This window comes from Rhodohalobacter sp. 8-1 (assembly GCF_038150125.1).
Classification (GTDB): Bacteria; Bacteroidota; Rhodothermia; order Balneolales; family Balneolaceae; genus SW132.
In genome coordinates this window covers 40,171-54,742 of the sequence record NZ_JBBVMF010000022.1, presented here as the reverse complement: position 1 = coordinate 54,742, position 14,572 = coordinate 40,171, and the positions used below count along the sequence as shown (strand labels likewise).

Sequence of the window (14,572 nt, the reverse complement as noted above, 5' to 3'; positions counted from 1 at the left end):
CTAACAAACCAAAAAACCCGGCTCCATTTCTGAAACCGGGCTTTAGGTATGCTAACCTATCCATCTGGAAATCTAAACTTAGCGATTACTCGCCTCCAGACGCACTCAGCTCTATCTCACCTATGTCGTTAACTTCACCAACCGTTACGCTGATACTGTCTACGGATCCGGATTCAAAACCAGCTTCTCTCGGAGCAGCAGAAACGGTGTAAGATCCCTCTTCGAGGCCTACAAGGGTAAATTCCCCGGAAACGGTATCTGCAAAAGTGGTAGACAGTGTATCCGATTCCTGGATGGCATAAACAATAGCACGAGCATCAATCGGCACTACGGTTCCGGAGATGTTTCCGGTGATCGCTTCATTAGTAGCGCGGACAACCGGTTTCAGGTTATAAAGATCCTGATTTCCACGTTTTACCACTGACTTATTGGCGTCGAAATCGAGAAGCAGCGTATATTCAAACCCTTCCTCAATTTCCGCATTGATATTGAGCTTGAGGCCGGTCTGCTCACCGCTGGGTACAAACAGATCATACGATTTACCATCTATGACCACGGTGTTTTCATCATTAAGGATCAGGCGAATCTGTTCGTATGTACCGACTTCCAGTTCAACGTCTGCCAGAACGGCCATATCCCCATTCACCAGGTCCAGGATATTGTAGGTTGCGTTGGGTTCACTAATCACAATCCAGCCATCATCAGTTTGGGTATTGTTTACTTCTACTCGTGCCACTGATATATTAACCTCATCGTAATCCACCGGGGCATCGTGAAGTTTTACCACCATTGATCCGGTTCCGCTACCCGATTCTGTGTTAAGCGTTGATTCGCACCCCCAAAAAAGAAGGGAAGCAATTAGGAGTACGCTTGTCATTGTTTTTAACTGTATTTGAGTAAACATAGTAATCCTTGTCTGTTGTTTATGATATATAATTGGGGTTGTTACAGGAGTATGACGACCGGGATTTGAATCGGTTACACACTTTATTAAATATTTTTAATAAAAATTCTTATCTGTCCCCCACACTGACATAGCGGCTCAATTTCACAGAATACCTGAGGACGGTGTGCGGGTATCCACGACGTTAAGTTGGCTTTCCAAACCAGATTTGAAATGCTGATTTTATCTTATGAGGTGCCTGTTCGACTTTTCTCTTGGTAGTCGTTTAGGAGATTTAATTTAAAGTTTACATCAGTTCATCTATAAATGTCGGATTAACTTTTTAACACTCACCGGCGCCCTTCAGGGCAACACCTACTGTCCACTGCAGGAATAAAATAACCCTTCAATGGGTTAGTAATGCCGGCAAATGCCTTTAATGTTCTTCTTAGTCAGCCATCTATTAGTGCCTGTTCTTTAAGGCAGTCTTGAAGATAATGACTGCATAGTAAACCGTGTCCAGGTTTTAATACGGCTGGACGAATCATCCATCATAACGATGATTTCCTGAGAAATAGGGACAAAGTTTAACACATCTTCAAATCATTCGGATATCCAATTCACTATCTTTTCTTGAAAAATGTGTTTGTTTCAGAAACAAATAAAGTCAGCTTTGCAATTAAAACAGAGTGTTCCATACGTTAATGTGTCATCTACAGTGTCATACCGCTTTATATACGGCACCACCTGTACGCTACTGAAAGTATGCGCCAAAGGGCACCTGTATCCTGATCTTTTTGCACAGCTTACAAGTTATTCACGGATGATTAATAAGTGAAAGCAGGTCTAATAGCTGAAGGCTTTGCAAAACCTTAAAGCATACTGTAATCGATTTATCCATAAATATACCTTCATATCTTATGTTGTTTGGCGTTTATAAAAGAGACCTTATTAAAACAATTACATTGTTGTGTTTATGGATTGGGATGACAACTGTTGGACATTCTCAAACAATAACCATTATAGATCAACAAACTGAAGAGCCTCTGAAAGGTGCTGTACTTATGAGCGAAGGTTCCATCTTATCTAGTGTTACAAATGCAGAAGGGCAGGCTGATATATCGGCTTTTGTTGGAGCAGAAGAAATTTTAATTCGCTCGCTTGGCTATAAAACTGTGGTCTTTAGTTATAGCGAAATCCAGGCATTGAATTTTGTAATAGCCTTGGAAAAGTCAATTATGGACCTTGACCAGGTAGTGGTTTCAGCTTCAAGATGGCAGCAATCCTCAGGGAATATTCCTCTTAAAATTGCCTCTGTTACGCCTGAAAACGTGGCTTTACAAAATCCACAAACAGCTGCCGACCTGCTGGGCGCATCCGGAAAAGTGTTTATCCAAAAAAGCCAGCAAGGTGGAGGAAGTCCTATGATTCGGGGATTTGCCACAAACAGGCTTGTTTACACTATAGATGGTGTAAGAATGAATAATGCAATTTTCAGGGGAGGTAATATCCAGAATGTGATTAATATCGATCCGTTTTCCACGGAAAGCACCGAAGTTCTATTTGGGCCCGGATCGGTCATTTATGGAAGTGACGCCATCGGTGGTGTAATGAGCTTTCAAACACTTACTCCGCGCCTTAGACTAGAGGATGAGCCCCTTATAACGGGTAAGGCTGTCGCAAGATATTCATCAGCCAACAACGAGCAAACAGGCCATTTTGATTTTAATATTGGCTGGGAAAAATGGGCCCTCGTGACAAGTTTCAGTTCCTGGGACTATGGCCACTTGAGGCAGGGCAGATTTGGGCCGGATGATTACCTTAAAAATTACCACACAAAGCGGCAAGACAACCAGGATGTGTTGATTACACAGGATGAACGCTTGTTACAAATTCCTACAGCGTACTCTCAAATCAACCTAATGCAGAAAGTACGTTTCAAATCCAGCGAGAGTTGGGATTTTCAGTACGGCTTTCATTTTTCTGAGACATCCTCTTATGGAAGATACGATAGACATCAAAGGGTGAGAAACAACACTCCGCGATACGGGGAATGGAAATATGGTCCCCAAAAATGGCTGATGAATAACTTATCTGTCAGACACACTGAAAGGAATTCTATGTACGACCAATTGAATCTGAGAGTAGCTCAGCAGTCATTTGAAGAGAGTAGAATCAGTCGCAATTTCAATGACAATAAACGTCAAGCACGTATCGAAAATGTCGAAGCCTATTCTGTAAATCTTGATTTTATCAAAAACAGTGGGTCCAAAAATACTATCTATTATGGAACAGAGTATCTTTTGAATGATGTGACATCAATAGGCAGAAATGAATTTATTTCTGAAAATGTGATTGAACCGGACTCAATAAGTACCGGCCCAAGCAGATACCCGCAATCTACCTGGGAGTCGATTGCGGCTTATGTAAATAATGAATTCAGGCTTTCAGACCAGATCACTCTTCAGGCGGGTTTACGGTATAATCACTTTATGTTGGAATCAGATTTCAGTAATAACTCAGAATTTTATCCATTTCAGTTTACTACTGCTGAAATTGATAATGGAGCACTTACAGGGAGCTTCGGGATTGTTTATAAACCCGCTGAAAGCTGGGCCATTAAAACCAATGCCGGTACCGCCTTTCGGGCACCGAACGTGGATGATATAGGCAAGATATTCGATTCGGAGCAAGGGTCCGTTGTGGTTCCAAACCCCGATCTTAAAGCGGAGTATGCCTACAGTTTCGATTTAGGAATGGCAAAAGGTTTTAGTGATCTGGCGAAGCTTGATATCTCTGCCTACTATACCGTTTTACAAAATGCAATGGTGCGAAGAAACTTTCAAATAAACGGCCGGGACAGCATAGTGTATGAGGGTACGTTAAGTCGGGTACAGGCAATACAAAATGCAGCCAACGCTAATGCTTATGGTTTCCAGCCGGGACTGGAAATTAATTTCCCTGCCGGGTTCACCTTCTTATCTGACATTAACTACCAATTAGGTGAAGAAGAGCTGGATGATGGAACAAGCAGCCCATCTCGTCATGCAGCACCGCTTTTTGGTGTGAGCAGACTAAGATATGAAAACAGTACCCTTACAGTTGAGTTGAATACCATCTACCAAGGCGAAAGGTCTCATGAAAATCTTGCCGTCAGTGAACGAGGAAAAAGTGAAATCTATGCCCTGGATAAAAATGGGAATACATATTCCCCAAGCTGGTATACGCTCAATTTTAAATCTTTGTACCAGTTTACTGAGACGTTTAGCATGAGTGCAGGATTAGAAAACATTACCAATCAAAGATACCGCCCATATAGTTCAGGTCTATCAGGAGCCGGAACGAATTTCATACTTTCGCTGAGGGCAGAGTTTTAAACCCCGAAATTAAATATGAATGTGTTCGCTTAATCTTCCTGAGCTCGACACATTTAAAGGGGTTTCATTCTTTTTAGTCAATAAAAACAATTAGTTAACCCATCCCTATTTATGATTTTTGGGTGTCCCCGGCCTCGTCAAAGTAACTGCGATCGTAGCAAATACCGTTTTATCAGGATTTCTACTTGAACTGATATCATCACTTTCTTAGACAGATAATTCAAGCCTTAAAGATAGATGATAAATTTTATACAGCCGGCGACAGTTGGTAATCAATGCTATCCCTCCACCCATCAAGGCCAAACCCCCTCTTCCTATACAATATTACTGGATTTACTAAATGGCAAATTTATGGGTGTCCCAGTGTGGGACTCTGGTGAGTTCAGTTTGTCTTCATTGATTTACTCAAATGCAGTTTTATACTGCTTCTTCTGGTGTGCCCCAAGAGATTTGTCTATTTTTTTTTGAAGGAATTTTTTAGGCAAGACCAGGAAAACAGGCCCCCAAAAATCAACCGCATAAAAAAAGCAGTGACAAATATTTATCACTGCTTTTTGACCTACAGACATAAATTAGTCCAGGCGAATTGGACGTTGCTCAATCTCCCTGATCTGATCTGGAAGCTCGCCTTCAAAAACTTCAATTATCCGTTCAAACTGCTCATCTATTTGAGCTGAGAGATCCTCGTAAACTTCATACTGCTGCTGAGTAGGACGGCCATCACCCGTAGCCACTGTACTTGCCAGTGAAGCTAATTTATTATTAAGCTTAATTGGATAGTTCAGTACATCCTGGTAAGATTCCGCTTTTGTTTGCATCAATTCACCCTCCACATCTTCAAGCACCTCCAATACTTCATCTGCACGCTCCAGAAGTTCCGTATCTTTGGGGTTATCTGATTTAATATCATTGATCTGTTGACGAACATCACGAATCCGATTGATCATCTTATGCGTGGTATCAAGTTTAGCAGTAATGGCTTGATGCAGGGTGAATTGCTCTTCGAAATCCTCCTGTGTGGTTTCGATACGTGGATCTTTAGTCAAATCAAATGTCTGTGCACCAACCACTTCGTCATCAACAAGAAGTTGAACCTGATAGGTGCCCGGAATGGCTCTGGGTCCAGCAGTTGAACCAGACCATAAGATCTGACGTCCGTCCAAGTCTTGTGCGCCGGGATAACGCATATTCCACTCAAAAGAGTTATTTCCTTCTTTAGTTGTAAGTACATCTGAAGGGACATTGTGCTCTTCTTCATAGAATTCATCCGATTCTTCTACAGGGTCCCCTTCTAAGGTCTCAACATTAGAAAAGGTTCTTATTACAGTACCGTCAGATTCCAGAAACCGAAGTTTAACTTCAGCATCAGGTACACTGTTAAGCGTATAATAAACAACCACACCATCTTTTGGATTTTCACCTAAGGTTTCACCCGGTCTAATATCTCTGTGATTTCCAAATAGATACGTAGTTTCAGGTTTGAAGAGATAATAATCAGAGTTTTTAACCTCATCACTTAATTGATGAAGAACTGAAAGATCATCCAAAACCCAAAATGACCTACCCTGGGTAGCAATAACAAGGTCTTTATCTCTTGCATGAACTGTAAGGTCAGTAATTGGTACAGCAGGCAAATTTAACTGAAGCGGCTGCCATTTATCACCGTCGTTAAAAGAAACATAAACACCGGTTTCCGTTCCTGCATAGAGAAGGCCCTGACGGTTTGGATCTTCCCTGATAACGCGGGTGAAATCGCCTTCCGGGATACCATTGGTGATTTCGGTCCAGCTTTGTCCATAGTCGTCAGTTTTATACAACATTGGGGAAAAGTCATCAAACTTATACCTGTTGGCTGCCAGGTAAGCCGTGCCGGCATCATGAGGGGAAGGGTCTATGATACTTGCCATCGCTTCGGGCATTCCGTCTGGGGTTACTTCAGTCCAGGTTTCCCCGTTATCACGGCTGATATGGATGAGGCCGTCATCGGCGCCGGTCCATAACACACCCGGCTGAACCAGTGATTCTGCAAATGTAAAAATTGTATTATAATATTCAACGCTGGTATCATCTTTAGTGAGCGGTCCGCCAGACTCGCCTTGCTTCGACTTTTCGTTCCGGGTTAGGTCTCCACTGATATTTGTCCAGCTCATGCCTTCATCGTCAGACCTGTGCACATACTGTGACGTTGCATACAATATATCTGAATTATGAGGGGAGATATAGATTGGGAAGGTCCACTGGAATCTATATTTCAGATCCTCAGCTCCGGCACCCATAGGATTGTCCGGCCATACGTCGATGCGATCACTTTGATTGGTGAAGTCGTTGAACTTGTTAAAATATCCGCCATAACTACCGCCATATGTCACATTAGGATCATCAGGGTCGGGAGCTATATATCCGCTTTCACCACCGGCAACAGGGGCCCAATCTCTTTCAGTAATTCCGGCACTTGCAGTTCTGCTCATAATACCTACAGTACTGTTATCCTGTTGTGCTCCGTATATTCTATATGGAAATTGGTTATCGGTGATCACCTGATAAAACTGAGCCGTAGCATATTTATAGTAGGACGACCAGCTTTCGCCGCCATTATAGGATACCTGTCCTCCACCATCATCTGCAACGACCATACGGTTCCCATCATCAGGAGAAATCCACAGATCGTGATGATCTCCATGAGGAGTCCCAATCCGTTCAAAGGTGTTTCCGCCATCCGTAGATTTGTGGAATCCTACGTTTAATACGTAAACTTCGTCTTCGTGGTTTGTGCCGGCAACAACATGAGTATAGTACCATGCACGCTGGCGCAGGTTACGATCTGCTGTAGTACGTGACCACGTTTCACCTCCGTCATCTGATTTAAATAGTCCGCCATTATCGTTTTCGATGATGGTCCAGATACGGTCTGAATTTAGAGGAGAGATAGCAACTCCGATCTTGCCAGACATCCCTTTAGGCAGGCCGGGACGTTGTGATACATTTTCCCAGTTTTCTCCGCCATCAGTACTTTTATAAAGCCCACTTCCATCACCACCACTCGACATTTCCCAGGGATTTCTATAGGCTTCCCAAAGAGAGGCATATAATATCCGGGGATTGTTTGGATCTATTTCGATATCAACAGCGCCCGTCTTATCGTTATGATACAGGACACGCTCCCAATTTTTTCCGCCATCAGTTGTTTTGAAAACTCCTCTCTCAGAATTTCCTTCATTACCAAACGTGTGGCCTAAAACGGCTACCCAGGCTACTTCCTCATTTTGCGGATGTACCACAATTTCGCCAATAAAATGGGAATCGCCCAACCCAATATGCTCCCATGTTTTACCACCATTTACTGAACGGTAAACTCCATCCCCTGCAGACATGTTACCCCTGATACAAGTCTCACCCATACCGGCATAAATTACATTCGCGTTGGATGGGGCAACAGAAATAGCACCCACAGAACCGGTTTTAAAATATCCGTCAGAGACATTAGACCAGTTAATTCCACCATCTGTGGTTTTATATACACCACCACCGGTAAATCCGGTATAGTAGATGTGTGGGTGATCAGCATGACCTGCAACGGCAACAGATCGACCGCCACGGAACGGGCCTATATTACGGTATTCTAACTCCTGAAAATGTGAATGTTCATAATCAGGATTGGATATTTCTTCGCCATGTCCAAATATCTGTGCCTCTGCTGTGGAAAGATTCCCAAGAAGAAACAAAGATACTGCAAACATAAAAAACAAAGAACATAACGTCGGTTTTTTGTAACTGTGAGGCATTATACTTTAATTTTGAATTAAATATTTGGTTTAGGGGAGTCTTAGTGAAGCTATCAAAAATAAAATGGTTGTTACGTAAAAAAATGTGAACTGATGTTCATTGTCCTGGATTGTAAATCGGCACTCCGGAACAAATGTCCGGAGTGCTGATTTGATAAAAACGGACTATTGATAAGCTGAATTTTGCTCAATATTTTCATTGGCGTCGATATCTCTGGATGGAATTGGGAACACTTGACGACCAGCGTTAAGCAGTGATACCGGATCTCCATTTAGCCTGTCAAGATTAGTCAAGGTACTCAATCCCTTACCGGTTCTTAAAAGATTAAACCAGCGATGCCCTTCCTGGATAAATTCAATTCCCCGTTCACGTTCGATAGCAGCCATAATATCTGTGGCATTGGTTACACCTGCTCCGGTTGTATCGGCAAGACCTGCGCGGTTTCTAACCTCATTAAGGTCATCGAGTGCACCTGAAAAATCAGGAGTCGACTTGCGAGTACGTGCTTCTGCCCTGTTCAAGTACATTTCGGCTAATCTAAGAATCTGAATATTATCATCCCCGCCGGCTTTAGCATATTTTGTGGAATAATACGCGCCTACATTTGCATCAAACCCGATAAGTTCTCCGCGCTTATCATCCGGGCGTGCCAATACCATATCAACAAATTCCGCGTGCAATGCAATATCGCCACGTCCTCCACCACTTGAGGGAAAATACCAGAAACGGATGTCGTTTCCGTCTGTATTCGTAAATGTTAGTTCAAAGATGGCTTCTGCTGTATTTTCGTTCGCGAAGATATTGGCGAAGTCATCTACAAGAGAAAAACTAAAATCATCAATTACTTCAGTGGCATAGCTTTCAGCTAATTCGAAATCTTCTGTATAAAGAGCCAATCGTGAGAGTAAGGCTTTTACCGCTGCGTCTGAAACCCGATTTGAGGTTGAAAAACCGGCTGTTGCCAGTAGATTTTCCGCCTGAATAAGATCATCACGCACCTGCTGATACGAATCCGAGATTGACGCTCTGGAAGGAAAACTGTTCTCGTCAATTTGGCGGGAAGGAACGGTAACAATAGGTATTCCCTGATCTCCATAAACACCATCAACTCCACCAAACGTACGAGTCAGATCAAAAAAGGCGAGTGCCCGAATAAAGTGGGCTTCACCCAGTATCTGGTTTCGTACAGCATCAGGGATATTGTCGACGTTGGGTACATCAGCAATAATGTTATTTGCGTGGTTAACCGTAGAATACATTTGTTCCCACAAATTACGGACCTCGAGGTTACCGGCTGAAATCACATACGTATCCATTTCCCGGTAAAAATCCCAGGTTCCTATACTTTCCGAGATATCAGCAGATACATCACCTGAGATCTGCAAATTACTCCCATAATAGTCTGTTGATTGTAATTGACTATAGAGGCCATTAAGGGCTGCTTCAGCACTTTTTTGATCTCTTATAGCAATTTCGTCAGATATTGCTGTTTGTGGTTCTTGATCCAAGACATCACAACCTACCGCGAACACCAATGTAATAAGTAGATATTTTTTAAATTTTTTCATGATCAATAATTTTTTCAATTAAAATGAGATGTTTATACCGCCCATGACGGTCCGAGCCTGCGGCATGGTATAAAACTCAATACCCCGGGTTAGCGGCGAGGTAGCAGTTGCTGTAACTTCAGGATCCAGACCGGTGTAGTTGGTGAACGTCAACAGGTTTTGTCCGCTTAAATATATTCGCGCTCGCGAAATACCTGCTCCAAGCTTGTTAAGTATGTCAACAGGAACTGTATACCCTAATGTGGCATTTTTAAGCCTCATATAAGAGCCGTCTTCTACAAAACGCGAAGGCCGCAAGTTTCCGGCATAGTTAGAACTTTTCATTTGGGGGACCATGGTTTGATCTCCCGGCTGTTGCCATCGATCTAATTGTGAGCTCAGGTATCCTGTATTTCGGGTTCCTCCATGTTCCTGGAAGAATCTATTCCAGTTCAGCTGTTCGTTACCGTAGCTGTATTGAAAGAAGATTGAAAAATCGAATGCTTTGTAGTTTACCTTATTGGTTATACCCCCAAAGAAATCTGGATTAGCATCCCCAACAATTTTTCTATCCACATTCGGATTGAACGTCCCATCTCCATCAACATCGGTGAATATTGGTTCGCCTGTGTCTGGGTCAACTCCTATCTGCTCATGGAAATAGAAGGAGTACATTGGGACCCCCTCTTCATAACGATAAATATCACGGTTATACACGTTGAATGGAGAAGCTAGTTTAACAATTTTATTGCGGTTACCGGCAATATTGAAAATCAGATTCCAATTCAAGTCATTAGTCTGGATAATATCTGCTGCAATGCCAAACTCCAGTCCTTTGTTTTCCAGCTCACCAAAGTTCTGCACAAGCTCAGAAAAGCCTGTAGACATTGGTACAGGCACAGCAAGTAACAAATCATCTGTTTGCTTTTCGTAGTAGTCAAAAACAAAGTTTAAACGGTCATCAAACAACCCGATGTCAATACCGATATCCAGCTGTTTGGTTGTTTCCCATTTGAGTTCAGGATTTCCAAGCTGCCCCGGACTTGTACCCGGGCTATCACCATAACTTTCGCCGCCCCAAAGACCCCGGGCCTGAAAGTTACTTATACCGCTTTGATTACCTGTGACACCGTAGCTTACTCTCAGTTTTAACTCAGACACTGAGTCTATCGAAAAGAATTCCTCTTCAGAAACGACCCATCCCAGGGCTGCAGAAGGAAATGTACCCCATTGGTTATTTTCACCAAAGCGTGAAGAACCGTCTCGGCGGACAGTAAAAGTTGCCAGGTACTTGCTGTCGTAATCATATTTTACTCGTCCAAAGAAAGATGCAAGTCCCCAGCTGGTTCCTGATGAGGAAGCGGATTGTACCGCTGCGTCCTGCACCCTCTTGAAATCATTGCTTGGAAACTGTTCCCCCTCGGCAGTAGTACGCTCAAAGTTCGACTCTTCGACACTTGTACCTATTAGTGTACTGAAGTTATGATTGGATCCAATGTTGAAAAGATAGCTGAGGGTATTTTCAGCGGTCCATGTCTGTATAACAGCCACGGTTGAAAGAGCACTTCCGTTTACGGCAGATCCGTTATTTAGCAGTGTATTATCATACCTGTCTTCTTTAATCTGGTTATAATCCAGGCTCCAGCTGCTTCTGAAAGTCAAACCAGGGAGAAATTCATAGTCAGCAAAGACATTACCAATAAGCCTGTTAACATCCATATTGAAATCCACTTCGTTGGCGGCAGCAACAGGGTTTTCAAAAATGCTGAATTTAGTATAGTTGCCGTCACTATCGTAAACAGGTAGGTTCGATGGTATGAAATAAACTCCACCAAGCACACCGGTAATATTATCATTATTACGGGCCCTGTTACGATTCGAGAATGAATAGGTAGTGCTGGTTCCAAACGTAAGCTTTTCAGAAGCAAGAATATCAAGATTTAACCGGGCACTTTTCCTGGTAAATGAAGCCGGTGTTACAACCCCATCCTGGTCGAATGCAGAACCTGATACTGAATATTTAATAAACTCGTTGCCACCACTTACTGAAGCGTCATAGTTTTGAACAATTCCAGTTCTGAAAACCTGGTCAGCCCAATTCGTATTGGTAGCATTTGCAGGATTGGCGTAAGGCTCAGACTCTCCATTATTACTTGCAGCTTCGTTCATAAGCATTTCAAACTCAGGTCCGCTTACAAGGTCAGGCATGTTAACCGGTTCTTCAACTCCTCTATAAAGGTTGATACTTACACGAGGTTCAGTGAAACCACCTCTTTTTGTTGTTATTAAAACAACACCGTTTGCAGCACGAGCTCCGTATATGGACGTTGCAGACGCATCTTTCAATATTTCTATAGATTCTATATCTGAAGGGGCAATATCTGCCATAGCACTGGTAGTTTCACCACCAAGCCCTAATCCATAGTTACCTGTTTGAATCGGTATTCCATCTACAACATACAAGGGATCACTACCCCCGGAGATGGATGATGTTCCACGGATTTTTACGAAAATCCCTCCACCTGGAGTACCTGAATTGGCACTTACCTGCACGCCTGCAGCACGCCCTTGCATAAGCTGGTCGGTGCTGGCAGAAGGTATATTTGCAATATCTTCGGAAGATATTGAAGAAATCGCGCTTGTCAGCGTTTTTCGGTCTTGTTCACCGTACCCTACAACAACAACATCATCCAGTAGCTGGACATCTTCATCAAGCTCCACGTTGATAGTTTCCTGGTTGCCAACTACAATTTCCTGAGTTTCAAAACTAACTGAGCTAAATACAAGTATAGCATCAGAGTTCTCAACTGTTATCTCATAATTCCCGCTTTCATCTGTAGTGGTTCCATTGGATGTGCCTTTTTCCAAAACTGTTACACCGGGCAGAGACCCACCATCAGAAACGGAAGTTACTGTCCCATTAATTGTTATTTGAGCATATGATGCAGCAGTAATGCCGAACATCAAAATAAAAAAGCATGTCAATTGCGATGCTCTTCTCAATACTATTAAAAATTTATTTTTTGAGGTTGACACAGCATGGACTGCACCTGGATTGTATCGTTTCATCATATTATGCATTTTTTTTGAAGAGATGAGCTACTGAAGCTAGATGGATTATTTACTAGAATGAGCTTTTCAATTATTATATTATAAAAAATTAAAAATTACTACATCCCTTTTACTTTAATCATTAAGAGCTTTAACCACAAGAAATTATAAAATCTATTCAAAGAGAGCTTTGCAGAACCAGAAATTTTGACATAATCCACGGTCAGTCCACAAGCAGGTAAACGTGAATTTTTTAATGTTACAGTTTCGATGGAATTTGGCAATGCTCGGTTTTACAACACAGTCATACCAATAAAACAACACCTTCTGAAAGCCAGTGAATAAACTGAATAATACCAGCCTGGTTTCGATTCAAACAAATGGGAAAAATATTAAAAGCAGTCTGCAGCTATAATCGATACTGAGTTTTTATACCCGGCCGAAGCTGTTATGAAAAGAATAAACCTATTTTATTGGAGCAACAGGCGGTGAATTATAGAAAACCGAAGACGGTGGTGAAACCTGGGATATTGTTTCAGACGGATTTTCAAAATACCGGTTCTGTTTATAAAATCAGCGCATCTGTATCAGACTTTGAGATAGCATATGTTGAGATGAAAGGGTTTCCTCCACTCTGCGGTGTGACAATATCCCACGAAATTTAAGTCTACAGATCTACTGACGCGGGTAAAACATGGGTCTATATTCTGTCTATAGATGAGGGTACCGGAGCTTGTAACATTGATTGTGGATATGGTAAATCCGCGAATCATTTATGCGTTTTTTTGGCATCATCGACGCTATTTCCGTAAAGATCGCAGCGGTGGCCCCATTAGCTATATATGGAAGTCTAACGACGGAGTTGACGCCTGGAAATAACTAACAGAAAGAGCTACCTCTGCACACATCCTGCGAGTTACGAACCTGATTTCAACCTTTTGATTTCCACATCCAGACGGTATGGGGAATATGACCACTTATGTTTTAAACCCACCATTTCCTTTCCCGTTCCCATTGCCTTGTCCCTGTCCGGGCCTGTCACCTGGCTTCCCGCCGGGTCTGCCCGGAATGCCATTCGGCGGCCCGGCATTGATGTTCCCATTAAATAAGTTTTGAAGGACCTGGTTTGCCGGAATACCATTGTCTATTTGATTTGACAACCCGTTCAGGATTGAAGCAGACGGTAGCTGGCTCCGCTTTGCGGCAGCATTCATAGCGCCAGGTAGTTTTTGGATATCTACTGCTGAAAATCCGCCCTGAACCGCTCTTGAAATCATTTGTTGCATCCCTGCCTCATTTAGCATGGAAGCCGGTATGTCCGGGAGTATTCCAACGGCCGCTGCTATAACTTGTGGCGACGCTTTCTGCAGCACGGCAGGATTTCCCAGCTCAACCAATACAGATTCTATTGTTTCTGATGGCACCTCCTGAGTGAGTGATTTCAGGCTGGCATTAATTAAGTCACCTCTGAACCGGGATTGCTGTCCACCCATGGATTGCACGAAAGGAGTGACATCTGTTCTGTTCATCCACTGTTCAGACAGAGCTACTGCGCCCGGCGTATGCTGATGGATCGACTCTATAACCGGCATCATCCGGCCGGCCGGCACACCCTTAGCTAATCCCTCAAGCATCTTTTGAACCATAAAGTCGCTTGGCATTCCTCTTTCTGCAAGGTCCGCAGCAGGTTCCATTAATCGTGCCAGCATTTCATTGTCGATACCACGGCCGGCTGCCCTTTCCTGAATCTGCTCTATTTGATTTCGATCAAGACCTGCGGCAATGGCGCGATCTGTAATCTGTTGCAGATCCTGGACTTGTTGAGACCATGATTTAGCCGGCAGCATCAGTACAAGCAGCAGAATGATCGCCAAACCTGTTACATAATTTTTTAATGAATAACTGTTTTCGTGTTGCATAATAGGCCTCAC

At 42.9% G+C, this 14,572-nt stretch carries 6 protein-coding genes; 1 reads left to right on the top strand and 5 read right to left on the bottom strand.

What is annotated here, in order from left to right:
- Positions 1 to 85: 85 nt before the first annotated feature.
- Positions 86 to 904, bottom strand: coding sequence for a DUF4382 domain-containing protein (locus tag AABW11_RS16995; protein WP_340106337.1), 819 nt, complete (start codon positions 902 to 904; stop codon positions 86 to 88).
- A 965-nt stretch (positions 905 to 1,869) separates the two neighbouring features.
- Between AABW11_RS16995 and AABW11_RS16990 the strand changes: the two genes are divergently transcribed.
- Positions 1,870 to 4,260: a TonB-dependent receptor gene (locus tag AABW11_RS16990; RefSeq protein ID WP_340106336.1), complete on the top strand. Its 2,391-nt coding sequence runs from the start codon at positions 1,870 to 1,872 to the stop codon at positions 4,258 to 4,260.
- A 572-nt stretch (positions 4,261 to 4,832) separates the two neighbouring features.
- Here AABW11_RS16990 and AABW11_RS16985 read toward each other — a convergent pair.
- The 4 genes from AABW11_RS16985 to AABW11_RS16970 form a co-directional block, all read right to left on the bottom strand.
- Entirely contained in the window at positions 4,833 to 7,997 is a 3,165-nt protein-coding gene (locus AABW11_RS16985; RefSeq protein ID WP_340106366.1) for a VPS10 domain-containing protein, read from the bottom strand.
- Positions 7,998 to 8,207: 210 nt separating this feature from the next.
- The gene (locus AABW11_RS16980) at positions 8,208 to 9,611 is read right to left on the bottom strand and encodes a RagB/SusD family nutrient uptake outer membrane protein (RefSeq protein WP_340106335.1); all 1,404 of its coding nucleotides are present in this window, start codon (positions 9,609 to 9,611) and stop codon (positions 8,208 to 8,210) included.
- A gap of 18 nt (positions 9,612 to 9,629) precedes the next feature.
- Complete coding sequence (locus AABW11_RS16975) at positions 9,630 to 12,662, bottom strand: SusC/RagA family TonB-linked outer membrane protein (protein ID WP_340106334.1); 3,033 nt, start codon at positions 12,660 to 12,662, stop codon at positions 9,630 to 9,632.
- A gap of 956 nt (positions 12,663 to 13,618) precedes the next feature.
- Positions 13,619 to 14,560, bottom strand: coding sequence for a hypothetical protein (locus tag AABW11_RS16970; protein ID WP_340106333.1), 942 nt, complete (start codon positions 14,558 to 14,560; stop codon positions 13,619 to 13,621).
- Positions 14,561 to 14,572 lie beyond the last annotated feature (12 nt).

Coding starts and splice junctions, on each gene's coding strand:
- AABW11_RS16995 (WP_340106337.1), bottom strand. CDS start 904: ATGTTTACTCAAATACAGTTAAAAACAATGACAAGCGTACTCCTAATT.
- AABW11_RS16990 (WP_340106336.1), top strand. CDS start 1,870: ATGACAACTGTTGGACATTCTCAAACAATAACCATTATAGATCAACAA.
- AABW11_RS16985 (WP_340106366.1), bottom strand. CDS start 7,997: ATGTTTGCAGTATCTTTGTTTCTTCTTGGGAATCTTTCCACAGCAGAG.
- AABW11_RS16980 (WP_340106335.1), bottom strand. CDS start 9,611: ATGAAAAAATTTAAAAAATATCTACTTATTACATTGGTGTTCGCGGTA.
- AABW11_RS16975 (WP_340106334.1), bottom strand. CDS start 12,662: ATGATGAAACGATACAATCCAGGTGCAGTCCATGCTGTGTCAACCTCA.
- AABW11_RS16970 (WP_340106333.1), bottom strand. CDS start 14,560: ATGCAACACGAAAACAGTTATTCATTAAAAAATTATGTAACAGGTTTG.